The organism is Neptunomonas phycophila, assembly GCF_001922575.1.
Lineage (GTDB): Bacteria > Pseudomonadota > Gammaproteobacteria > Pseudomonadales > Balneatricaceae > Neptunomonas > Neptunomonas phycophila.
In genome coordinates this window covers 79,736-102,824 of record NZ_MRCI01000003.1, presented here as the reverse complement: position 1 = coordinate 102,824, position 23,089 = coordinate 79,736, and the positions used below count along the sequence as shown (strand labels likewise).

The 23,089-nt window shown below is 45.5% G+C and carries 21 protein-coding genes; 7 read left to right on the top strand and 14 right to left on the bottom strand.

Going from position 1 to position 23,089, the window contains the following annotated elements:
• Positions 1-11: 11 nt before the first annotated feature.
• A complete protein-coding gene (locus BS617_RS15965; protein WP_075173990.1) occupies positions 12-1,421 on the top strand; it encodes a uracil-xanthine permease family protein in 1,410 nt (469 codons plus the stop codon).
• A 200-nt stretch (positions 1,422-1,621) separates the two neighbouring features.
• A complete protein-coding gene (locus BS617_RS15960; protein ID WP_075173989.1) occupies positions 1,622-2,266 on the top strand; it encodes a TetR/AcrR family transcriptional regulator in 645 nt (214 codons plus the stop codon).
• Positions 2,267-2,557: 291 nt separating this feature from the next.
• On the opposite strand, the gene BS617_RS15955 is transcribed toward BS617_RS15960, so the two are convergent.
• The 10 genes from BS617_RS15955 to BS617_RS15910 all read right to left on the bottom strand — a co-directional run bounded on the left by BS617_RS15955 (position 2,558) and on the right by BS617_RS15910 (position 11,108).
• Positions 2,558-3,751, bottom strand: a complete 1,194-nt coding sequence (locus tag BS617_RS15955; RefSeq protein WP_075173988.1) for a urate hydroxylase PuuD — start codon at positions 3,749-3,751, stop codon at positions 2,558-2,560.
• 293 nt (positions 3,752-4,044) lie between these two features.
• Positions 4,045-4,566 carry an RNA polymerase sigma factor gene (locus BS617_RS15950; protein ID WP_075173987.1) on the bottom strand — a complete coding sequence of 174 codons (522 nt, stop codon included), beginning with the start codon at positions 4,564-4,566 and terminating at the stop codon, positions 4,045-4,047.
• Between the two features lie 148 nt (positions 4,567-4,714).
• Positions 4,715-5,662, bottom strand: coding sequence for a metal ABC transporter solute-binding protein, Zn/Mn family (locus tag BS617_RS15945; protein ID WP_075173986.1), 948 nt, complete (start codon positions 5,660-5,662; stop codon positions 4,715-4,717).
• Positions 5,662-6,555 (bottom strand): metal ABC transporter permease, encoded by an 894-nt coding sequence (locus BS617_RS15940; RefSeq protein ID WP_075173985.1) that lies wholly within the window; start codon positions 6,553-6,555, stop codon positions 5,662-5,664. The genes BS617_RS15945 and BS617_RS15940 overlap by 1 nt, the downstream gene beginning before the upstream one ends.
• Before the next feature lie 11 nt (positions 6,556-6,566).
• Positions 6,567-7,310, bottom strand: a complete 744-nt coding sequence (locus BS617_RS15935; RefSeq protein ID WP_075173984.1) for a metal ABC transporter ATP-binding protein — start codon at positions 7,308-7,310, stop codon at positions 6,567-6,569.
• On the bottom strand, positions 7,307-8,275 hold the full coding sequence (locus BS617_RS15930; protein ID WP_075173983.1) for a metal ABC transporter solute-binding protein, Zn/Mn family: 969 nt from the start codon (positions 8,273-8,275) through the stop codon (positions 7,307-7,309). Before BS617_RS15930 ends, BS617_RS15935 begins: the two co-directional genes overlap by 4 nt.
• 4 nt (positions 8,276-8,279) lie before the next feature.
• Entirely contained in the window at positions 8,280-8,924 is a 645-nt protein-coding gene (locus BS617_RS15925) for a DUF6162 family protein (protein WP_075173982.1), read from the bottom strand.
• On the bottom strand, positions 8,921-9,322 hold the full coding sequence (locus BS617_RS15920; protein WP_212667474.1) for a hypothetical protein: 402 nt from the start codon (positions 9,320-9,322) through the stop codon (positions 8,921-8,923). The genes BS617_RS15925 and BS617_RS15920 overlap by 4 nt, the downstream gene beginning before the upstream one ends.
• 2 nt (positions 9,323-9,324) lie before the next feature.
• The gene (locus BS617_RS15915) at positions 9,325-9,885 is read right to left on the bottom strand and encodes a hypothetical protein (RefSeq protein ID WP_212667473.1); all 561 of its coding nucleotides are present in this window, start codon (positions 9,883-9,885) and stop codon (positions 9,325-9,327) included.
• On the bottom strand, positions 9,885-11,108 hold the full coding sequence (locus tag BS617_RS15910; RefSeq protein WP_075173981.1) for a PepSY-associated TM helix domain-containing protein: 1,224 nt from the start codon (positions 11,106-11,108) through the stop codon (positions 9,885-9,887). The genes BS617_RS15915 and BS617_RS15910 overlap by 1 nt, the downstream gene beginning before the upstream one ends.
• A 512-nt stretch (positions 11,109-11,620) precedes the next feature.
• Between BS617_RS15910 and BS617_RS15900 the strand changes: the two genes are divergently transcribed.
• Genes BS617_RS15900 through BS617_RS15885 form a run of 4 tightly spaced genes read left to right on the top strand, consistent with a single transcriptional unit; the run spans position 11,621 to position 16,611 of the window.
• On the top strand, positions 11,621-13,177 hold the full coding sequence (locus BS617_RS15900; protein WP_075173979.1) for an ABC transporter ATP-binding protein: 1,557 nt from the start codon (positions 11,621-11,623) through the stop codon (positions 13,175-13,177).
• A gap of 9 nt (positions 13,178-13,186) precedes the next feature.
• Positions 13,187-14,269, top strand: coding sequence for an ABC transporter permease (locus BS617_RS15895; RefSeq protein ID WP_075173978.1), 1,083 nt, complete (start codon positions 13,187-13,189; stop codon positions 14,267-14,269).
• Between the two features lie 2 nt (positions 14,270-14,271).
• Complete coding sequence (locus tag BS617_RS15890; RefSeq protein ID WP_075173977.1) at positions 14,272-15,198, top strand: ABC transporter permease; 927 nt, start codon at positions 14,272-14,274, stop codon at positions 15,196-15,198.
• Between the two features lie 42 nt (positions 15,199-15,240).
• Positions 15,241-16,611 carry an 8-oxoguanine deaminase gene (locus BS617_RS15885; RefSeq protein ID WP_075173976.1) on the top strand — a complete coding sequence of 457 codons (1,371 nt, stop codon included), beginning with the start codon at positions 15,241-15,243 and terminating at the stop codon, positions 16,609-16,611.
• 58 nt (positions 16,612-16,669) lie between these two features.
• On the opposite strand, the gene BS617_RS15880 is transcribed toward BS617_RS15885, so the two are convergent.
• From BS617_RS15880 to BS617_RS15870, 3 genes are read right to left on the bottom strand one after another with little or no spacing between them, the layout of a single operon-like run.
• Entirely contained in the window at positions 16,670-17,467 is a 798-nt protein-coding gene (locus tag BS617_RS15880; protein WP_075173975.1) for a hypothetical protein, read from the bottom strand.
• A gap of 16 nt (positions 17,468-17,483) precedes the next feature.
• Complete coding sequence (locus BS617_RS15875; protein WP_139303230.1) at positions 17,484-18,236, bottom strand: hypothetical protein; 753 nt, start codon at positions 18,234-18,236, stop codon at positions 17,484-17,486.
• A gap of 50 nt (positions 18,237-18,286) precedes the next feature.
• Entirely contained in the window at positions 18,287-21,544 is a 3,258-nt protein-coding gene (locus BS617_RS15870) for a toxin VasX (RefSeq protein ID WP_075173973.1), read from the bottom strand.
• Positions 21,545-21,650: 106 nt separating this feature from the next.
• Here BS617_RS15870 and BS617_RS15865 point away from each other — a divergent pair, with 106 nt between their 5' ends.
• Complete coding sequence (locus BS617_RS15865) at positions 21,651-21,857, top strand: hypothetical protein (protein ID WP_249263635.1); 207 nt, start codon at positions 21,651-21,653, stop codon at positions 21,855-21,857.
• A 56-nt stretch (positions 21,858-21,913) separates the two neighbouring features.
• Here BS617_RS15865 and adhP read toward each other — a convergent pair whose 3' ends face one another.
• Positions 21,914-22,930: an alcohol dehydrogenase AdhP gene (gene adhP, locus BS617_RS15860; protein WP_075173972.1), complete on the bottom strand. Its 1,017-nt coding sequence runs from the start codon at positions 22,928-22,930 to the stop codon at positions 21,914-21,916.
• Positions 22,931-23,089 lie beyond the last annotated feature (159 nt).

Sequence of the window (23,089 nt, the reverse complement as noted above, 5' to 3'; positions counted from 1 at the left end):
GGGAGATCCCCATGAAAGAGCAAGGAACAGGTTCAGAACTACTGTATCAATTGGATGATAAGCCACCTTTTTTGGAGGCCGTTTTTGCAGCGTTACAACATGTATTAGCCAGCTTCGTGGGGATAATTACACCCACGTTGATTATTGGTGGCGTGCTAGGCTTAGGAGAACATATTCCGTATTTGATTAGCATGGCGCTAATCGTATCCGGTGTGGGAACCTTTATTCAGGCGCGTCGACCGTGGGGTATTGGCTCGGGAATGGTGTGTGTACAAGGGACTAGTTTTGCATTTTTAAGCTCTGTCTTAGCGGCTGGCTTTATCGCTAAAGGTAAAGGTGGCGGGCCAGAAGAGATTCTGTCCTTGATTGTCGGTGTGTGTTTTTTAGGTGCATTCGTTGAGATTGTACTGAGCCAATTCATTGGTAAATTACGTCGCATAGTCACCCCGCTTGTGACGGGTATCGTGATTACTATTATTGGTGCAAGCTTAATTAAAGTAGGAGTCACTGACTTAGCCGGTGGCTTTAAGGCTCCGGACTTTGGCAGTGGTGCGAATTTAGCATTGGGAGGATTTGTACTGGTTACAATCATCATGCTTAATCGCTCTAGCAATGCTTGGTTACGCTTATCGTCTATTATCATCGGCTTAATAGCGGGGTGTGTCGTTGCCGCTTTTATGGGAAAACTGTCCTTTGGTAATTTAGCCGCTTTGCCTGCTATCTCTATTCCCGTTCCCTTTAAATACGGTTTTTCATTTGATTGGTCTGCGTTTTTACCCATTGCGTTGATCTATTTGATTACCGCTATTGAGTCTACTGGCGACTTAACGGCGAACTGTTTGATTTCTAAACGACCCATAAAAGGAGATGAGTATATCGGCCGAATTAAAGGGGGCGTGTTTGCCGATGGGCTCAACTCAATGTTAGCAGCGGCATTTAACACTTTCCCTAATACAACGTTTAGCCAAAACAACGGCGTAATTCAGTTAACTGGGGTGGCAAGTCGTTATGTGGGTTATTTTATTGCCGGCATTTTAGTTATTTTAGGCCTCTTCCCTATTATCGGTGGAGTGCTGCAGATGATACCTAAACCTGTTCTAGGTGGAGCGACGCTAATTATGTTTGGTACCGTCGCGGCCGCAGGTATCAAGATCCTGGCTTCTGAGCCACTTGGGCGACGCAGTATGTTAATTATGGCTGTCGCGTTCGGTACGGGTTTAGGCGTTGCGCTAAATCCAGAAGTGCTCAGTCAAATGCCAAAAGTGGTACAAAATATTTTTGGCTCAGCGATTACCACAGGTGGTTTATCGGCGATTATCTTAAGTCTTATCTTGCCAGAAGAGGATGCGAGCCAAACAGCTAGTGTAGAGTCTGTGGCTAAGTCAGAAATTGCGGATGCGATAGATCCGATTAAAACCTAAATAATGCGCTAAGCTAACACCTCTATTACGTACTAACCACCTACTGAAGAGTCCACGCTGTTGCTAGTGGTAATTAAGTAGGTGGTTATCTTTTCCCTGCCGCTATAATAGCTGCTTTTTGTGGCACTGATCATAAAGACTTGTGTTATTAGGTGAGCCACTTTGCTATGAGTGAGGGCGAGTCCTGTGGGGGTTAATGAATGACAGTAGATGTTGAAAAGGACGCCCCAAATGTAGGGCGTATCCGTCAAAAGAACGAGGAGGTAATACTCCGCGCGGCGGAAGAGGAGTTTGCTTTATATGGCTTTAAAGGTGCGAGTATGCAAAAAATTGCTGATCGTGCTGAGCTGCCTAAGGCCAATTTGCACTATTACTTCAAAAATAAACTGGGCCTATATACGGCAGTGCTCAAGCAAGCGATTGAGCTATGGGATAACACCCTTAATGACCTAACGCCTGAACATAACCCGGCAGAAGTCTTACCCGAGTATATTCGAGAAAAAATTCATTTTGCGAGGGCCTATCCTCTCGCTTCGCGTTTATTCGCTAAAGAAATTATTAGCGGCGCCCCTCAACTGCAAGATTATTTCAGCGATGGTTATCAAGCCTGGTTTGATCAACGAACCGCTGTTTTCCAAAGCTGGATCGATCAAGGAAAGATGGACCCTATTGATCCGGCGCACCTGATCTTTTTGCTCTGGTCATCAACTCAACATTACGCCGATTTTGCGGTGCAGATTGAATCTGCACTCGGTAGCCACCCGTTAGCAAACCGTCATTATGATTCCGCCAGCGATACATTGATCCATATTATTTTGAAGGGTTGTGGTGTCAGTCTGAGGTAAGCCAAATAAAGCTTTACCGCTCCAACTCAGCAGCAACAACAAGAATCTGTTGCTTGGATTGTTAATGAGGTAGCCTTCTCATAAAACTGTCGATATTAAGCGGGCTTAAGATACGCTACAGCGGTATTTTGGCGTGACCTCATCCACCAGCGACTTCGTAAAGAAGGAGAAGTTGGGCGGTAACAGCACGACGTTTAGAAATGGACCGAGCTAACTTAACTAGGATGGCTAAGCGGCTCGGAATCCATGTGGCACGTACGGTTCACAAGAGTGAAATCTTATAGCGATAAGCTATTTGGCTGCCTGCTTTTTAGTAATCCATTCGGATAATTGCGCACGCTGCTCATCGGTCATCTCGGTTTTATTCATAAACGGCATATCCTTAGAGATAATGGCTCGGGCATGAATACGGGGCAGCCAGTTCATAATTTCGTCGCTTGTATCGTACATAACACCAGAGGGTGCAACGGTGAAAACATCATCGGTTGGCGCTTTGCTGTGGCAGGTACCGCATTTATCTTTCACTAGTGTGATGGCTTGTGCATCCGTTAAACCGGTAGAGCCTTCAACCGCTTCGATGGGTGTTGGTTTTAATACCCATGCCAGCGCGGCAAAAGCCACAATAGCGGAAATTAGAATGGAAGGCTTAACGATACCGCGGTGACGCAAGTTAAAGAAGTGGCGTGCCCATGCTGCGATTAACATGATAGCGCCGAGTACTAGCCAGCCGTATTCATGGCCAAAGGTCATTGGGTAGTGATTACTCAGCATAATAAAGAGTACGGGTAACGTGGCGTAGTTATTGTGTACAGAGCGCAGTTTGGCGTTATAACCGTACTTAGGGTCAGGGGCTTCGCCCTTCTCTACCGCTGTTACGAGTGCTCTTTGCCCGGGCATAATAACCGTCATCACATTGGCCGCCATGCAAGTACCGATAATCGCACCAATGTGAATATATGTACCGCGATCGCTAAATACTAAACCGAGCAACCAAGCTAAAAACGTCAGTAACACTAGCATTACAATGCCAAATAACAGGCCTTTTTCAACCAGTGGCGTTTTGCAGGCAAAATCATAGATAAAGTAGCTACCAAAAATAGCCCCTACTCCGATCAATATGGCCGTCGTTTGGCTGATATCGGCTTTATTTGGGTCAATTAAGTAGGCATCTGCACCGATATAATAAATCAGTATCAGCATCAAAAAGCCGGTAATCCATGTGCTATAGGCCTCCCATTTAAACCAATGGAGGGTTTCCGGCATGCTTTCGGGAGCTAATTTGTATTTAGCTACTTCGTAGAAACCGCCACCATGCACTGCCCACAAGTCACCTGAGATCCCCTTCTTTTTTTTCCAATCGGGGGGTGTCTGTAATGTGTTGTCGAGCCACACGAAGTAAAACGATGCGCCAATCCAAGCAATTGCCGTTACGACGTGTAAAAAACGAATAACCAAGCTTAGCCAATCGTTCAGATAAGGATCCATTCTCTATGCCTCATTTTGTGCCACATCATGGCGGCTTGTGCGTTTACAGTGCGGAATTGACGTTGTTATAAACTAACGACAGCTCACAAGTTTTCTGACTTTTATCTTATAGTTTCAGATACTTAAACAGGTTAGGTCTATAATAGAGGCCTATAATAAACGGCCCTATAGTACAAGAAACCTGTCTAGTTGGTCAGTTTTTTTAATAATGCACAAATTCTGCCAATTTTTTAAGTCAGTACAGATTTGCTGTTTGAGAGGGGTTGGGGTTAATGCGCGAGGTGACGATAATGTCAGGCTATCGCCGCGTAGGTGGTGAGCTGGTGGTTGAGTTGCGAGTTTGATAAGTAATGGCGAACCATACGTTCACTTACAGACAGCTCGTTAGCGATTTCTTTACCTGTTTTCCCTTGAATAACCGATAGTGTAAAGGCTTTAGATACATTTTTTGGCAATGAGATAAGCATATGATCAATATCGGTTAGTGCTTGCAATATAGTGACCTGATGCTCGGTGGATGGTGCTTCGATGTCGGGGTGGTTGGCTAAAGTATCTAACCAAGCTTGTTCTACTTGCCGCCGCCTCCAGAGGTCGACGCACAAGCCTCGTGCAATAACACGCAGGTAAGCGCGTACTTGCTGTGTGGTGTCTAACGTTTTAGGGCGATGCCATAAGCGGATAAAAGCATCTTGCGCTAAATCGGCGGCGTCTTCGTTATTACCCAGTAGATGAAAGAGCACGTTACGCAACCAAGAATGATGGAGCTGATAAAGCTTTTCAAACTCTTTCGGGGCCATGGTTTCGCGAGTAGACATGTAAAGCAAGCCTGTATTGGATAACGGTTGTTGAATAAAACACGTAAACTAAACAATAATCGTTATCATTACAATATGGGCGATTTAAATGTCACTCAAATAGCGTCGTAGAATACATGGCTGCACCTATAAAGCCGCGGCCTTAGGTTTACTCGGATTGAGTGCTGGCTTTTTCTATAGCCGCTACGTTTTGCCCTATCCAATCAATCGGGGTCAGCGTATTTAATGCGGCGCCAACTAAGGAGACGGGTTGTGCCCCACTGGCTTTAATACTCGTTAGCATGGCTGGCGTAACGGTATGTGAGTCTACTAAAACGAGCGCAACATCTTCTTCGGCTATCCATTGAGAGAGCAACGAGAGACGGGCATCATCCCATTCCCGGGAAGATGCGGTGATGGTCCCCACTAGTTCTAGCCCTAAGTCGGCGGCTAAGTAACCAAAATGGGGCCCTAAGGCGAGCGTTACTAACGAGTCAGCATTCGCTAAAGCTTGATCTGTCTTGGCTTTTTGCACAAGGAGTTCATGTTTTATAGCGGCTAGGTTTTCTTCAATCTGGGCGGTGTCTGATGGCGAAAGTGACATGAGATCACGCGCCACAATATCTACCATGCGTCCTAAAGCCGTTGGGGATAACCAAGGGGCGGATTGTTCACCGTTTGCGGGCATCGGCGCTAAATTAAAGTGCTCATATAAGTCTGGATTATTATCGGGCGGCATAGTGGCTATGCCGGGTAAGGCTTGATCTAAGGGCTGTGCGGCGTCGATGGGGACAATACGTATATTAGAGCGACGACTATGTGGATAAATCGGATCGTCTGGCCATAGCGAGTGTAAGGTGATGACAGCATTAGCGGTTTGGGCCAAAGGGATTAATTTCGTTTTGCCGCGGCCAGCCAAGTAAGAATACAAGCGAGAAGCGGGTAATTTGAGCGGCGCGGCAGGGGTAATCTTGATGCTTGTTTCGTGTGTAAGAGATCTGGCTATGGCATAGGTGGCAGGGTGAGCTGTCAAAATGTGTGTATCGCTGGCGAAAGTCATTGAAGCCATTAAGCAAGAAGCGATACATGTGAGTATGGCGAGTGCTGGTTTAAACATTATTGGCTTCCTTTTAGGCTAGGGATAAGGGCTCGGGCAAGAACTGCAGACAAAAATATGACGCCTGCTGATAGGATGATTGCTGCACCTGAGGGGACTGGAAGCGCCAACTCCATAGGGACAATAATGCCGCTGAGCGTTGCTACTAAGGCAAATACGGTGCTCAATGTGACGAACATAGTGAGTGACCGAGAGATAATTTTGGCGGCAGCCGCTGGAATAACTAATAACGCACCGACCAAAACTGCCCCAATAACTTTCACTGAGGCCACGGTTACTATGGTCACGAGTAAGATAAATAGGTAGTCGAGCGTTTTAACTCGCACTTGCCTGACGGCAGCCAAGCCGGGATTAAAGCTTGCGAGCATAAAGGCGTTATAAAATAGGATGACAGGCGCCGTCACTAGTAGAGCGACAACCGCTAGCACAATAATGTCAGTGTGAGTCACCGTTAAAATTGAGCCAAAGAGCACATTTTCCAGAATGTGCACATTGATACGGCCCGCTAATATCAGGAGCACACTGGCACCTAGCGCTAATGACAGAGAAAGAAACACGCCAATGAGGGTATCGGCTGTCAGCCCTGTCCGGTTTTTGAGGTAATTAAGGCCTAAGCCAAACATGATGCAATAGCCAAATAAGGCACCATAAGGCCCGCTATAGGATTCACCTAATAGAATGCCAATCGCCACACCCGTGAGTGCTGAGTGCCCCACCGCTTCAGAAAAAAACGCATGGCGTTTGACCACCACTAAGGTGCCTAACAAACCTAAAACGGGACCAATAATCAGTCCAGCCAATACGGCGTTAAAGGCGAAACCGTACTCCAGAGAACTGGGTAAATAACCGTGAGACGCTAAGTGTTGAACGCTTAAACGTAACGAATCCATCATAGTGAGTACCCTTATGGGTTAGCAGCAAAGAAGGGGTGGGTAAGCATGCGCATTGCTTTTTCAGGGGTTAGTTCTACACGTGGGTCGCCCCTAAATAAAAGTTGCTGGCAAATACCTACGACGGAATCAGCTAAACGCCTAACGGCGGCTAAATCATGCTCTACCCATACGATGGTCACCCCCTCCTCTTTGAGCGATTGGATCAAGCGTTGGAAAACCTGAACTCCTGCTTCATCCAAGGCCGCCATGGGTTCATCTAAGATAAGTAGATCAGGGCTAGGGATCAGGCTTTGTGCCATGAGGACTCGCTGGCGCTCACCTCCTGATAAATCTCCCATGCGCCGATTGGCTTTTTGGCTGAGCCCTACCTGTTCCAGCGCGTTGGTTATACGCGTTTTATCTTGTGATTTAAGGGGTAAAAAAGAGGGACGTTTTGAGCTGAGAGCCCGCATAAAATCCATCACCGTCATGGGTAGACTGCGGTCAAATTCGAGTGCCTGAGGTACGTAGCCAACGGTGCCTGGTTGATTAGGCCACAGCAGACTTATTTCCCCGGTATGAGGCGCCTGTCCTAACAGGCAGCGTAATAATGACGATTTTCCTCCTCCATTTGGGCCCACTACAGAGAAGATTTGTCCGGGGCTAACATGGAGGTTTATGTCGTCTAGTATGTGACTTTGGCCATACCGTAAGCTGACTTCTTTAAAATGAATGTGTGGCCCACGCAGGCTAACCGGTTTTGCTTGAACATTCATGGCGTCTCCTTAGTCGCTTGGTCAGCCACTGGTGAGTGCGCCGCAGATATTGCTTTAATCGCTTGCACGACGGTTTGGAAATTTTCGGCCATCTCTTTTTCAAATTTTTCTGGGTAATACGCGCCGTAAATAATATGGGAGAGCGGATAGAGCTGGACGCCGGTTTCTTGGCGGATAGTATCGACATAAGGCGATGGGAAATTGAGTTCGGAGAAAATAATATCGACATCGAGATTGCGAATCATATCAATGGTTTTAGCCAGTTGAGAGGGGCTAGGTTCAACACCATGTGCAGGTTCAACCACGGCAGTTACCTCAATACCAAACTCGCGCAGCATGTAATCGTATGCTCCATGGATAGTGGCGACTCGTAATTGGTTACCGGGTATTTGTGTTAACTGAGATAACGCGTCTGCACGAATTTGACGAAGAGTTTTGGCGTAACGTCGGGCGTTTTTTCGAAAAGCCTTTGCGTGTTCGGGGTCGAGTTTGCCGAGTTCTTTTGCAATGGTTTGGATCTGTCGAATCGAACCGGTAATTGATAAAAAAGTATGGGCATTAACTATGTTTTCTCCTTGGCGGGATTGGTTCATTGCACCAATCGCCGGTAAAAGTGGAACATCTTTGTTCGCTTCTATTATTGGTATATTCGGCTTTTCAGAGGCGGCTATCATCCGTTCTGCAAAGTCGTCATGACCAATACCGTTCAATACGACCACATCTAACGTGCTTACGCGTTTGATTTCTTCTGCGCGCGGTTCGTAGGCATGAGGGTTAAAGCCCTCGGGGATCATCGGAATAACCTCGCCATACTCCCCTACAATATTAGAGACATAGCTGTAGTAAGGGTGCAGAGTCACGCCAATGCGTAACGGGGCGGCATGGCTGTTGAGACTAATCAGTAATCCGCTGGTGGCGATCAGTACGCCTAGGATACGGATAAAGGGATTGCTATTAGCGGGCATGGTATTAAGTTCCGGGACGAGTAACGCTGGCATCAAAGTGAGAAACAACCTGTTTCCAACCGACGGTTTTTAATGCGTTCTCGATAGTTGAGTGGTTGGGTAACAGATTGTCTGTTGTTGGTAAATTGGGTGCTGGCTTCGCTATAAACCACAGGCTGGCTTTGATCGCATCCGCCGATTCCTTGGATGTCGGGGGTGTGTTGTGGGTTAGGTTTGTATTGACCAGCAGCGCAAAGCTACCTGCGATTGAAGGTTTGGCGCTTGAGCCAATATATAACCAGTAATCTTGGTCGGGAGTAGACACTAAACGCCATTGGTGGCCTCCCCGTTCTTGGCTGACCACATCGTTTGCAAAAGGGGGAATCAAATCATCGTTGAGATCTTTCAGGGTCACAGGTTCCTGCTCAGCTAGACGCCATAGGATGTCTTCTGCTGCCGCTTTGAGATCGGCATGCAGACCTTGTTCAATAGGGTTGAGATCATGGCGAGAGTCAATTTGATCTGTCATGGTGGAGTGCTGCGCAGCGCGAGGTGCGGCTGAATAGTCAATATACCCCGCCGCTAAACCAAGCACTAATAGCGCGAATAACAGTACCCCTATGTTCTCGTGGCGCACACCCGCTGGTTTGATAATAACGAGCGTACTCATCGATTTAGGCCTTGGATATCATGCCAATCTACTTCGACGGTATGGCCTGGGCCTGCGTCTAATAGGATGTAAAACTCGCCTTCATAAGGGGCAAATTCGGCGGTAGACGCTTCGCTAAATTGGTTTTGTTGGATGATTTCTTCATCATACGAAATCAAATCAACCGTTACTCCTGACGCTCCTGAGCCATCTGAAAAGCCCGCTTTGCACTGGATTTTCCCTGCGTCCATTGTGCATTCGCAAAAGGGAAAATGCGCGTAGCTTGGGGTCGCTAATGCTAACAAGATCACGCTCAAACTCACGTTTACACACTGCTTTTTATAAGGTCGGCGTCCTGCTGTTGCTGCCTGAGTTAACACGCGAAGAAATGATGAATATAGAGTAAAAAGTAAGGTCATATTTAGTGCGCCTGCAAGTTTTTCAGAAATTCTATGGTGGCTGGTGAGGCTTGTGCTAACGGCCAAGTGGCATGGTGTACTGATCCATCCCAGCCTTCGACTGTGAGCCACAAATCAGCATCAAGTTGGGTATTTTCAGGGACAGGAATTCCTAACATCAGCCGGTATGGTGAGCCAAAACCAAGCGCACCAGCAGTGCGTAAGCTGCGGGGTTTGCCAATACGTAAGTACACGGCTTTAACCTCGGTGATACAGGCCTCGCATAAGGCGGCATTAAATACTTTCATGTAACCGGCTGGCCCATTCATACGCGGTGGTGTTTCGAACTGTTCAGCTAAGGTGACTTCCCAAGGCCCGACCGATTGTGAGCCAATCACATGTGACCCTAAGCCGTTATCGCCACGAAAAACGGCCATTAACTCAATGTAAAAAGGGGTCAGAATCAATGGAATTAAGATGAGTAAACCGCTTAAATGGAAACGCCAGCGAAACCATAGGCTTTGGTTACGTTTGCGTTTTTGTTCGGCTTTGGACAGTCCTGAGGTGTGTTGTGCTGTTTTCATCAAGACGCCTCCCCTTTAGCCTGTAAAACTGGCTGATGAGAGCGCTGCCTTTTTTGTTGGGATCGCTCTCGTATGATTGCCTGGCTAGCTTTAAAGGTGCGCTTTGTCCAAATAGTCATGCCGCTAAAAACCATCATGGTAAGCAATAAGCCAAAGAAAAAATAAACGAGCTTTAGTGTTAAACCGACAAAATCACCCGTGTGCAGCGGTCGCATCGATTCCGTAACCAGTTCTAGCGAGGTATGGTCTGATAGGCGCTTAGCTTTTTCGATATTGCCGTTATAAGGGTTCACCGAGAAGCGCTCAATGATAAGTGGATAGCGTTGGCTGCGACCATCAACTACATAATGATTGTATGTATTGCCCGGCACTGACACGCGCTCAGCTGTGACATTGGGGTAGGCTTGAGTCACAACAGCAACGGCATCACTAGGGCTAATCATGGCGGGTTCGTCCCCTATGGAACTAGGTACATCCTCACGCGCAACATAAATAGGAGGGCCATCACTTGAAATAGAGATACTGTTATCAAACAGCGCGGCTTGAATCAGAAACCAAATACCGGTCACCGAAATAATTAAAATAAACGGAATAGACCAAATACCTGCTAAACGGTGAAAATCGCCCCAAAATACGCGAGACCCACGGTTAAAGCGCAAACGGGGGCTAAAAAAGCCTCGCCAAAAACGTTTATACACCACAAGTCCGGTAATCAATGAGAGCAGCATGGGAATGCCTAAAAAGCTGACGATGTACCAGCCAAAGCTATAGAAGGTGTATCCATTATCAAATGGCAGTAATAGCCAACCATGCACAGCCCGTATGAACTGACGAAAATCAAACCCCGAGGCGGTTCCTTGGATGGCGCCTGTGTAAGGATTGATATAAACGGTGGCGGTTGTGGAGTCCGGGTAGCTAACGACGGCACTGAGCGCAAACTGAGATTTAACCGGCCGCGTTATTCGTTCTATATAAACTTGCGGAGAAGCTTGATGCACAACATCAATTATTTCATCGTAATTTAAGATACGTGTTTTATCGGAAGGTTGATTCGCACGTACAGCCGGATCAATTAGCCATACGATTTCTTGGCTAACGGTTGCGATTGAGCCGGTTAAACAAACAAAAAAAACAAATAGCCAGATAGGCATCGCTAACCAACTGTGTACCAAAAACCACAATTTAGTGCGGCTTTTGGGTTTAATTTCATCATCATGGGACATTCGGCAAACCTATTCGTTTCGCGCTTTTGGCGTATGTGATCATGGTTCTCTAGTGATTAAACGAATAGCTCGGCAAAAAGGTGAAATGAAAATAAAAAAATCTCTACACACCGTCTTAAAAGAGACGCTGTTAGATGTATGTTTTAAGTCATCTTTTGGGTCAGGTTTGTGTAAAATGCACGCATTCAGTGCAGGTATCGGCTTGGCTGAAAGCGGTGATGACAGAAGTCGTTGGCACCAAACAGTAAACGCTGCACCTAAAAACTTGACTATAAGGTCAGGAAATATGAAGGTTTAGTGCGTTTAGCAACAATAAAGTACTCGCAAAAACAACGGGCTTTTTAGCCGCTGGCTAGGTTCTTGCTATATCTTTGCGCGGGTAGTGGCGTTTAACGTGGGCTTTTTTTGGTATATGGCCTTCGTAAACTGCTGCATTATATTCAGCGCGGATTGGTTTAACGGAGTAAATCGGTTCTGCCTTGTAACGATTACACAGAGGATACGATACACCTATGTCGTCGATAGATGATAAGACAGAGCAACCGATGCGCTTATCCTTACGGGGGATTACCAAGCAATACCCGGGCTGCCTTGCCAATGATCAGATTGATCTAGAGATCCGTGCTGGAGAAATACATGCCCTATTAGGTGAGAACGGTGCGGGTAAAAGTACCTTAATGAAGGTTATTTATGGTGTCGTAAAGCCCGATGCTGGCGTGATGGTATGGGAAGGAAAACCGCTAGAAGTTAAAGATCCAGCCCATGCACGTCAGTTAGGCATCGGTATGGTTTTCCAGCATTTTTCCTTGTTCGAAACGTTAACTGTCACCGAGAATATCGCTTTAGCATTGGGCGACGAGGCTAAGGATATGAAAGCCTTGTCGGATAAAATCCGTCACGTGTCAGAACGCTATGGCATGGCGTTGAATCCAGACCGCCATATTCATTCACTATCCGTAGGTGAGCGTCAACGGGTTGAGATTGTTAGGTGCCTTGTACAAGACATAAAGTTGCTGATACTCGATGAGCCAACCTCCGTTTTAACACCACAAGAAGTCAACACGCTGTTTGTTACCCTGCGCCAATTGGCCAGTGAAGGTTGCAGCATTCTATTTATTAGTCACAAATTAAATGAAGTACAGGCCCTGTGTCATTCCGCGACTGTATTACGTGGTGGCCGTGTATCGGGAGACTGTATCCCCGCGCAAGAAGACCCTTCTAGTATGGCGCGTATGATGGTGGGTGATGAAACACCGATCAGCACGGATTATACGAAGGTAACGGGCCAATCAGTATTTTTAGCGGTAGAAGGCTTAACATTGTTTAGCCCTGACCCTTTTGGCGTTGATTTAAAATCTATCGACTTGCAAGTACATGCGGGCGAAATAGTAGGCATTGCCGGTGTTGCTGGAAACGGCCAAGAAGAGTTATTAGCGGCGTTGAGTGGAGAGCAATCGGTTGAAAGCCCCGACACTATTCGGTTTGCGGATCAAGGTGTTGGTCAATTGCGCCCCGAGCAGCGCCGGTCGTTAGGCTTAGCCTTTGTACCAGAAGAACGCCTAGGCCGTGGTGCTGTCCCTGATATGAGCTTGCGCGATAATGCGCTGCTTACCGGTTTCTTATCGGGGTTAGTTAAGCGCGGCATGGTGAACTACAAAAAAACAGAAGCCTATGCTCAAAAAATTATTGGCGATTACAAAGTAAAAACGCCAAGCAGTGAGACCCATGCGCGAAGCTTATCGGGTGGTAATCTGCAAAAGTTCATCATAGGACGAGAGATTCTGCAAAACCCGAAGTTACTGGTTGCCGCCCACCCTACGTGGGGTGTTGATATCGGCGCAGCAACCGCCATCCATCAAGCGCTTATCGAACTGCGCGATGCTGGAGCGGCTATTTTAGTCGTATCAGAAGATATAGATGAGCTGTTTTTGATATCGGATCGTCTATGTGCAATTTGTGATGGTGAACTATCCCCTATCAAACCGACAGCTGATACCTCCCTTGAAGAGGTCGGTCGCTGGATGGCTGGAATGTTCGCAACAGCCAAAGCTCACGACCTAGCTCACTAAGGAGAGATCATGTTTTTTCGACTAGAACCGCGGGGCGAGCAATCGACATCAATGGCTTACTTATCGCCTGTCTTGGCTGGCCTGCTCACGCTTATTACGGGCGCTATCTTTTTTGCCGTAGAGGGGCAAGACCCGCTTTTTGCTTTAAAGACATTACTCTATACACCCATCTCCGATGTCTATGGTTTATCCGAGTTATGCGTTAAGGCAGCACCTATTATGTTGTGCGCCATTGGCTTAGCTGTGGTGTACCGCGCTAATGTGTGGAATATCGGGGCTGAGGGGCAGCTGTTAATGGGCGGGCTGTTAGCCAGTGCCGTTGCTGTGAATGTGATTGATGTTGAGGGTATTTGGGTGCTGCCCGTCGTGTTACTAGCAGGCATGGTTGGCGGCGGAGCTTGGGCTTTTTTGGCGGCGTGGTTAAAAACTCGCTTTCATGCCAATGAGATACTGACCACGATTATGTTCAACTATATTGCGCTTAATTTTCTTATCTACAGCGTCCACGGCCCTTTAAAAGACCCCGATGGCTATAACTTCCCCGAGTCAGCGATGTTTGGTGATTCAGCACTGCTGCCTACCTTAGTTGAGGGCACGCGTGTACATGCGGGTATTCTTTTTGCGCTGCTAGCCGTTGTTGTTGTGTGGGTTTTGTTAAGTCGCAGCTTCCTTGGCTTCCAAATAAAAGTACTGGGCCTAGACGCCAGTGCCGCTCGCTTAGCGGGTTTTAAAGATAAAAAACTCGTATGGATTACCATGTTAATTAGTGGCGGGTTAGCCGGGTTAGCCGGCGCTAGTGAAGTGTCAGGGCCAATTGGCCAACTAGTACCTCAAATATCACCCGGTTACGGTTATGCCGCCATCATTGTTGCCTTCTTAGGTCGCTTGCATCCAGTGGGTATTTTATTGGCAAGCTTGTTGATGGCACTTATCTACATGGGGGGAGAAATGGCCCAAATTGAGTTAGGTATGCCGCTCGCCATTACTGGCTTATTTCAAGGAATGCTGCTGTTTTATCTGTTGGCGTGTGATGTGTTGATTACGTATCGCATTAAATTAAAGACCCAAAAGCCAACGGCGGCGCGAGGATAATCATGGATATCGATCTAATTACCAATATTTTATATGCCATGGTCCGCACTGGCACGCCATTATTAATCGTTGCCTTAGGCGAAATGGTTTGCGAAAAGAGCGGTGTACTTAACCTCGGCCAAGAAGGCATGATGTTGATGGGCGCGGTGGCTGGCTTTATTACCACTTTGCTAACCGGCAGTTTACTCTTTGGTTTTATTGTCGCGATGATGGCTGGCATCATTATGTCGCAGCTATTTGCCATGATAGCGCTTGGCCTGAATGCTAACCAGGTAGCCACAGGTCTGGCCCTGACGATTTTCGGCACGGGTTTGTCAGCCTTTATTGGTGCAAGTTATGTAGGCAAACCCATCGATGGGTTAAATGCGATCGCTATCCCTGTTCTTAGTGATATACCAGTCATTGGCAAAATGCTCTTTGCTCAAGATCTGGTGGTGTATCTTTCCTTTGTGCTCTTCCTCGCGATTTGGTGGTTTTTCCGCTCGAGTCGCCCCGGTCTTGTCGTCAAAGCCGTGGGCGAAAACCCGCATGCAGCAAATGCCATTGGCTTACCTGTAATGCGCACGCGTTATCTTGCCGTTGCGTTTGGCGGAGCCATGGCGGGGCTTGCGGGCGGTTACTTATCGTTGGCTTATACGCCGCTGTGGGCCGAAAACATGAGTGCAGGTCGTGGTTGGATTGCACTCGCACTGGTGGTGTTTGCGAGCTGGCGAGCAGAGCGCGTGCTGTTAGGGGCTTATCTCTTTGGCTTAGCCAGCATTCTTCATTTGGTGGCTCAAGGGTTTGGCTTTGCAGTGTCACCTAACCTAATGGCCATGTTGCCCTATGCGGCTACCGTGGTGGTATTGGTGATGTTGTCGCGTAACCAAGGCCGAAGCAAAATGTTTGCACCTATTTCACTTGGAAAGCCCTTCCATCCGGCGGGCTAACAGGATTGTAAAATAAACTGACAGTTTTAAGAGACGCTTTCTATGACGCTCAGTACAGGCGCATTATGGATTAAAAATCCGCTCGCTATTTTCGCAAGCCAAGGCGAAGACGTGAGCGGCGGTATTGTTATTCACGACGGTAAAATTGTTGAGCTGGTGGCTGGCGGCCAGCAACCTACGACGGCGTATGATCAAACCTATGAAGCAAGTCGTCATGTGGTTTTGCCCGGGTTGATCAATACGCATCACCACTTTTACCAAACACTCACGCGTGCTTACCCTGACGCGTTGAATAAAGAGCTATTCCCGTGGCTTAAAACCTTGTATCCATTGTGGGCTGGCTTAGAGCCAGAGATGCTAAAGGTAGCCACCACGCTAGCGATGGCTGAGTTGATGCTATCAGGCTGTACTTTAGCGGCTGATCATCACTACTTGTTTCCCAACGGTATGGAAGAGGCCATCGATGCGCAGGTGGAGGCCGTCAATGCACTAGGCATCCGCGCCATGCTCACACGAGGTTCTATGAGCTTAGGTGAAGACGACGGTGGTCTACCGCCGCAGTCGACTGTGCAAACGGAACAGCAGATTATTGATGATAGTGAGCGTCTCATTCAGCGCTATCACCAACGAGGTGAAGGCGCGACAGTACAAATTGCTTTAGCACCGTGCTCGCCCTTCTCTGTGACACCAGAGATCATGAAAGCTAGCGCATTGCTAGCGGAACGTAACGACGTTCGGTTGCATACGCATCTGGCTGAAACGATTGATGAAGAAACATTCTGCCTGCAACGTTTTGGAATGCGTACGGTAGACTACCTAGAAAGTGTCGGCTGGTTATCGAACCGAACCTGGCTCGCGCATGGTATACACTTCGATGATGATGAGATAAAGCGCCTAGGGGCCGCGGGAGTCGGTATCTGCCACTGCCCTACCTCCAACATGATGCTTGCCTCGGGGATTGCGCGCGTTAAAGAACTTGAAGCCGCAGGGGCACCCGTAGGGTTGGGTGTGGATGGCTCGGCCTCCAATGATGGATCGAATATGATCCAAGAAGTGCGTCAAGCATTATACCTGCAACGTTTACGGTATGGATCGTCTAGCGTCACGCATTTCGACGCCTACCGCTGGGCAACAGCAGGCTCAGCGAAAGTACTTGGACGAAATGATGTGGGCGTAATAGCCGTGGGTATGCAAGCTGACTTAGCACTTTTCACACTCGATGAAATGCGCTTTTCCGGTAGCCACGACCCCTTAGCCGCGCTGCTATTATGCGGAGCGCATAAAGCCGATCGCGTTATGGTGGCAGGTCAATGGACCGTTGTTAATGGTGAAATCCCGGGGCTAGATACACAGCAGCTGATTGCTGATCATTCCCAGATGGCTAAGCGGTTGGCAGAGAAGCATAACCTTTAATAAGGCAATGTTCCTTTGTCCCTCAGCGGCAGACCCACCGTTAATGAAAAGCTCTGCATTATGCTGAGCTTTTTTTCTGGTTCGCTAAATACTGGTCAATTTGAGCTAGGTAGTGAGGATCATCAGCTTTTTTACATAGGAAAGAAGGATACAGGCTGACAGTGGTGATCCAACGTAGGTATCGAAAATAATCGGTGTGGGCGTAATGTTTTCTGCTCGACTCATCTGAATAATCGAGGGCAGTAAAAATTTTATCCAAATAATATATTTGCATGTCTTTAAAAGGAGGGAATACGCCCATTTTGAATGTTCTGTATTTATTGCGATCGATTGACTTTAATCGAACAGATACTCCTTTACCGTGGTCACAACTGATGACCGCGCCTTTTTCATCAAAGAACGGATACTCTCTATTAGAGACGTCTGAGCGTTTAAAGAGATACACCTTTCCCCTTTTTACGGTATAAATAATTTTTCGCTTCGGATCGACAACGATGGGATGAAAAACCGCCGTGAACAAATAACCCATAATAAAGTAAGGGATGACCATATTTACCAGCAAAAAGCTGATTATCATGCCAACTACATCGCCAGTAGAGTGATGCATTTCATACATTTCTTCTTTATAAGTATCAAAATTACCATATAAAGAAAAACCACTATAACCGAGCTTTTCCCAATCGTGCTTTAACTTATCTTCATAAAAGAAAATCCTATTAAAATCACTAACTACACCCTCATAATAGTTTTCCCCTTTAACATCCCCTTTCATCGAAAACATTATAGCAATAGCAACCGCCATAAAAAGACACATGAACTTAGCATAACGGGAGTGATACTCAGCCAATTTAATCATATTTTTATAGTAAACCTTATTTCTTTATGTGCTTCCATTTTTCTCGTGTCGCTAAATACTGGTCAATTTGAGCTAGGTAGTGAGGGTCATCAACTTTTTTGCATAGGAAAGAAGGATAAAGGCTGACAGTGGTGATCCAACGTAGGTATCTAAAATAATCGGTGTGGGCGTAATGTTTTCTGCTTGATTCATCTGAATAATCGAGGGCAGTAAAAATTTTATCCAAATAATATATTTGCATGTCTTTAAAAGGAGGGAATACGCCCATTTTGAATGTTCTGTATTTATCGCGATCGATTGACTTTAATCGAACAGATACTCCTTTACCGTGGTCACAACTGATGACCGCGCCTTTTTCATCAAAGAACGGATACTCTCTATTGGAGACATCTGAGCGTTTAAAGAGATACACCTTTCCCCTTTTTACGGTATAAATAATTTTTCGCTTCGGATCGACAACGATGGGATGGAAAACCGCCGTGAACAAATAACCCATAATAAAGTAAGGGATGACCATGTTTACCAGCAAAAAGCTGATTATCATGCCAACTACATCGCCAGTAGAGTGATGCATTTCAAACATTATTTCTTTAAAATTATCAAAATTACCATAGTAATCAGTACTGAAGTTTTTATCCAGTTCCCAATCACTACTTAAAATATCCTCATAAAAAAAAATCCTATTAAAGTCATACTTTATACTTTCATAATACCCTTTTCCTTTTATATCATCTTTCATTGAAAACATGATAGAAATAGCAATAGCCATAAATAGGCACATGAATTTAGCATAACGGGAGTGATACTCAGCCAATTTAATCATATTTTTATAGTAAACCTTATTCTTTTATTTAATTCATTTCCATGAAGCTGTTTCATAGTTACTTCAGCCTCATACTCTAGACGCTCCCCTTCAGACTTAAGTCGCTTTGCAGCCCTTTCATTTATATTAAAGTGAATTGTAGCGATCGATTTCTCAATATAAGTTATTTTTCCATCAAGTATGACGGCATTTACCTCTCTCAACTTATCTGCATATTCCAAGTCTTTTAATACGCCCAAGCTAGAAAATTCTTGCGTAACAAATCCATAAACTCTGTAATTAACACTACTAATATCTTCTTCATATATGATTGAGCCACAATTAACCTCAATGATATTATAATCCAAGTATCTGAGCTCAAGTTTAACAGATAAGTCATAATGCCAACGAAGTTCTCTTTCAAAAGTATCTCGTATAATTTCATTTAGCCTAAGATCCTCAGAACTTTCTTCGGTACAAACAAATTTTTTACTTACTTTATTTAATAGCCCTTGTGAGGATCGGGTAATTAAGAATGGTATCTCTCTTCTTTCCATGGCCCAATATTTATCCGATATCCCCCAAAAGGAATCCTTTATCCATTTCTCGATATCATCATATCCCATAAAGCTCATGACGGTACCAATAACCAGTACGCCTATAGCAACAGCAAAACCGACCGGTCCAAGTAAGCTAGAAAACATTAGCGCAACGTTAGCAATGGCGACTAAGCTATGGCCCGTTAACGCCGTTTTATCTTCATTCTTAATTGATTCCCACGCCTGACCAAGAGAAAGTAATACGCCGACCACTGATATACCACGAATCATATTTTGGCCGACAACATAACCAACACCACGATTTAGCTGGCCGGAGTATTGTGCTATGTCATCAGCCGTGGCTGCAGCAAATTCATCTAACTTTGACCCAAGTACTTTTTTTGCCTGCGAGCTACTAAAGAACCGTTGGGCAGCGCTGGCGGTCATCTCTGTTCTTGTCGCTGCTTTAGCTGCAAGATCTAATTTTAACCCGTAGGCCGTACCAATACCTTCTGAAAAGGCATGGGCCATGACCACTCTAGGATCACTACTAATTCGACCCGCTTGGGTTTTGGATCGGTTGGCGGCATTGTAGTTTTGCATGTTAGCCATAAGCGTGAGCGAGCATAAGAATAGACCTACCCCATTTTGTGCAATCGAGTAATTAGCGTTGGTCGTGAAGTTATCGATGCTCTCATTATCGAGTGATAGATCTATTTTTGCGTAATAGTTTTTAACTTCCGCAATTTTGTGAGGCAGTTGAGTTCTTTGCTCTCCTGACATACCACTTTTGATAATTAAGCTCCCACTGGTGCTTACTCGTGCTTTATGCGATTGGCTACCACCCTCAAGCGCTGTGTCTTGAAAGTAGTTACGCATGGTATTCAACAGGTTTTCACTACCGACTGAAACCGAACTTGTCGTGTTATGGATCATCCAGTCTAATACATCATATCGTTCTTGAGCACTGTTGTGTCTAAAAAAACGATAACTTAATACATGCCCTATCTCTGTATAAATTGCACTTAATACAACTTTAAAATTTCCGCCAATTGAAATGGAGAGTCTATCATTTGAAGAAGTTTGATTATTGTTTTCAAGAGCCCATACATACGACTGCTCTTTAATGTAGCTCATAGCAATTTTAAAGTATTCCAGCTGCCCTCTTATTTTTTTATAATCAATTGCAATTTTATTACTTTCTTTTTTCTGTTCATCCTTGCTATCATATAATTTTGAAAGTAAATTTTTGATAAACTCCGATCCGATAAGCGTGTCTTTTAATTGCTTTAAACTGCTCAGGTAATAAACGGATATGTATTTTACGATTTCAGAAGAGTCGAAGCTGTTAATCTCTAATTTTTTAATGTCTTTAATTGCGTTACCAAAATAATGAAGGCTTCCAATACCATCCCATTCTGTAATAGTAATAAGTGCTTTTTCTAGGTTCTTTGATATTTCATCATGCCGTTTAAATACATCTTCAAACTTGCCGAACTCTCTATCAAAGTCCGTATGTAAGGCATCTTCTTTCATCCATTTTTCAAGCCATGTTTGTTCACGTCGTTGTCGGTTATGGTCATTAGCTTTATCTAATTTATATTGTTCCCGTCTCTCCTTCTCTCTTTGTGGAGAATACACAGTATGATCTGATCCACTATAACTGCCTTTAAGCTTTTCATCAGCTGAATCTTCTAGGTACTTATAATCGTCTTTTTCTGTTTGTAGCTGTCTTATAAGGTTCCCAATAGTGATTGGATATTTATATTCATCCGCAAACTTCTGAGCTATGTATTCCTGACTGGATATCAGTTTATTAATATCTAAATGATTTGCAGTAGGGTCATAAATAGTTGCAAGCACGCCTTTCCCGGCAGCGGCGTATTGAGTGACAAATTTTATCGATTCATCTGCAATACTGGTATAGCGAAATACATTTTCGACTTGATAATTATCATAATTAACGTAGTCAATATTTTTGTTTTTAAAGTTATGAGCATATCTACCTAGCTCTTCTAGAGGAGCGCAGTGTTTCCCGTTACGAGACTTAGTATCAAGTTTCGTCATTAATTTTTCACGTAACGCTATATCCACTTCTAAGCGTTCAAATATAAAAGAAGGCCAACGTTCTTCACTGTAGGCAATCCAACAGGTAGATACATCATTGCGGACAAAAGCAAACGGGTAAATTCGGTCCTCTAGATCAAGATCCCATGGTCCTCTTGAATATACTTTATCTTGCCATTTGACCTTGTTGAAAGAGTATGGGGCACGTCCTTGTAATCTCTTTGCTTTTTTTTCGTTCGAGTCTGCGCTCCTTGCAACGCGTGTTACTGCGTTATTATCTTTCCAGTTAGTTTCATACCAAAAAATATGCCAACGGTTTTGATCATCTATGATGAAAATATAACCACGACGTATACGCAATAACTGGTGATCCGTCATGTCATGCAAGCTTGTGGGAATGGGGGGGACAGGCTTGCCATCACGAAGGTCGAGGAGTGCATCACCGCTTATGGCAAAGCGAACTGGGAAAATAGGTATAATGTTCTGGTCTATTTGTGAAAATTCTGCGGGTTTTCCTTGACCCAAAATGGTACACCCTGTCCCCTTCATATTGGGTGATTGAGCCGCCTTAGGTGATGGGACGCTAATTGTATTAGCTTTCCGTATATTATCAGATTGAAATATGCACTGATTAACAGCCTCAATTCCGTTTTTACTGTTGTTTGCCATAAAAAACCTGCGAGCATCCTGCTCATAATTAAACCAAATGGGGTATTCTAAACATAAGTGGTGCTGCGTACTAGAAAACCCAAAAAAATAGGAATTTTGCTTAGAAATGACCGAACGATCTATTGAAATGCGCTTTTCCGGTAGCCACGACCCCTTAGCCGCGTTGTTATTATGCGGAGCGCATAAAGCCGATCGCGTTATGGTGGCAGGTCAATGGACCGTTGTTAATGGTGAAATCCCGGGGCTAGATACACCGCAGCTGATTGCTGATCATTCCCAGATGGCTAAGCGGTTGGCAGAGAAGCTGTCGTAAATAAAAACAGGGCTGTAATAGCCCTGTTAGTTAGAGTAAGTGTGCGTCTGACATTATTAGCTCATTTCCATCACGATACGGCCGGTGATCTCCCCTTTCTCCATATCGGCAAAGATCTCGTTGATGTCTTCTAGTTTCTTCGTTTCTATAGTCGCTTTGACTTTGCCTTCAGCGGCAAATTGTAGGCATTCTTTTAAGTCCTTGCGTGTGCCTACAATGGAGCCGATGATGCGGACACCGTTGAGTACGGTATCAAAAATGGGGATCGGCATTTCTTCGGGCGGCAAACCCACCAGTACGCAAGCGCCACCGCGACGGATTGATTTGTAGGCTTCGGAAAAGGCGGGTTTTGATACGGCTGTGCAAACAACGCCGTGTACGCCGCCGTTGGTTAGTTCAGCTATCTTTTGGGAAGGGCTATCTTTCAGAAAGTCGATGCTGTATTTCGCCCCAAGTTCTTTTGCCAAAGCCATTTTAGAATCGCCAGTGTCTACGGCAATCACATTCATCCCCATAGCTACGGCGTATTGGATGGCTAAGTGCCCTAAGCCGCCCACACCGACAATGGCCATCCATTGACCCGGTTTTACGTCGGACACTTTGAGCGCTTTGTAGGTGGTGACGCCGGCGCAGAACAAAGGTGCCGCTTCGACATAACTGAGCCCGTCCGGAATTTTGACGGTGTAGTTGCCATCAGCTAAGCAGTATTCAGCATACCCGCCATCTACTGAATAGCCTGCGTTTTGCTGGTCTAAACAGAGGGTTTCTTTGCCTTCTAAGCAATAATCACACTGGCCACAGGCACTGTATAGCCAAGGTACGCCAACTCGATCCCCTACTTTTAAATGGGAAATCTCACTACCTACTTCTACAACTTCTCCTACACCTTCATGTCCTGGAATAAGTGGCATTTTAGGTTTGACTGGCCAATCACCATGGCAAGCGTGAAGGTCAGTATGGCACACACCGCACGCATGGATTTTGACGAGTACATCATGTGCTTTAACTGTCGGAAGAGGCATCTCTTTGATTTCTAAAGGCCCTTTAAACTCATTAACAACGGCTGCTTTCATGGGTACTCTCCTTTACTTCGTGTAAATAGAAATCGTTAAAGAATATTAGAACCGATATCAGGACGCCGTGTTTAGATCTAGATCATCATTCAAGAGCGTTTAGCGTTTGTTTAAAGCGATTAGATTTTTTGCCACATGCTTGGTGTAAGCTCTGGTTTG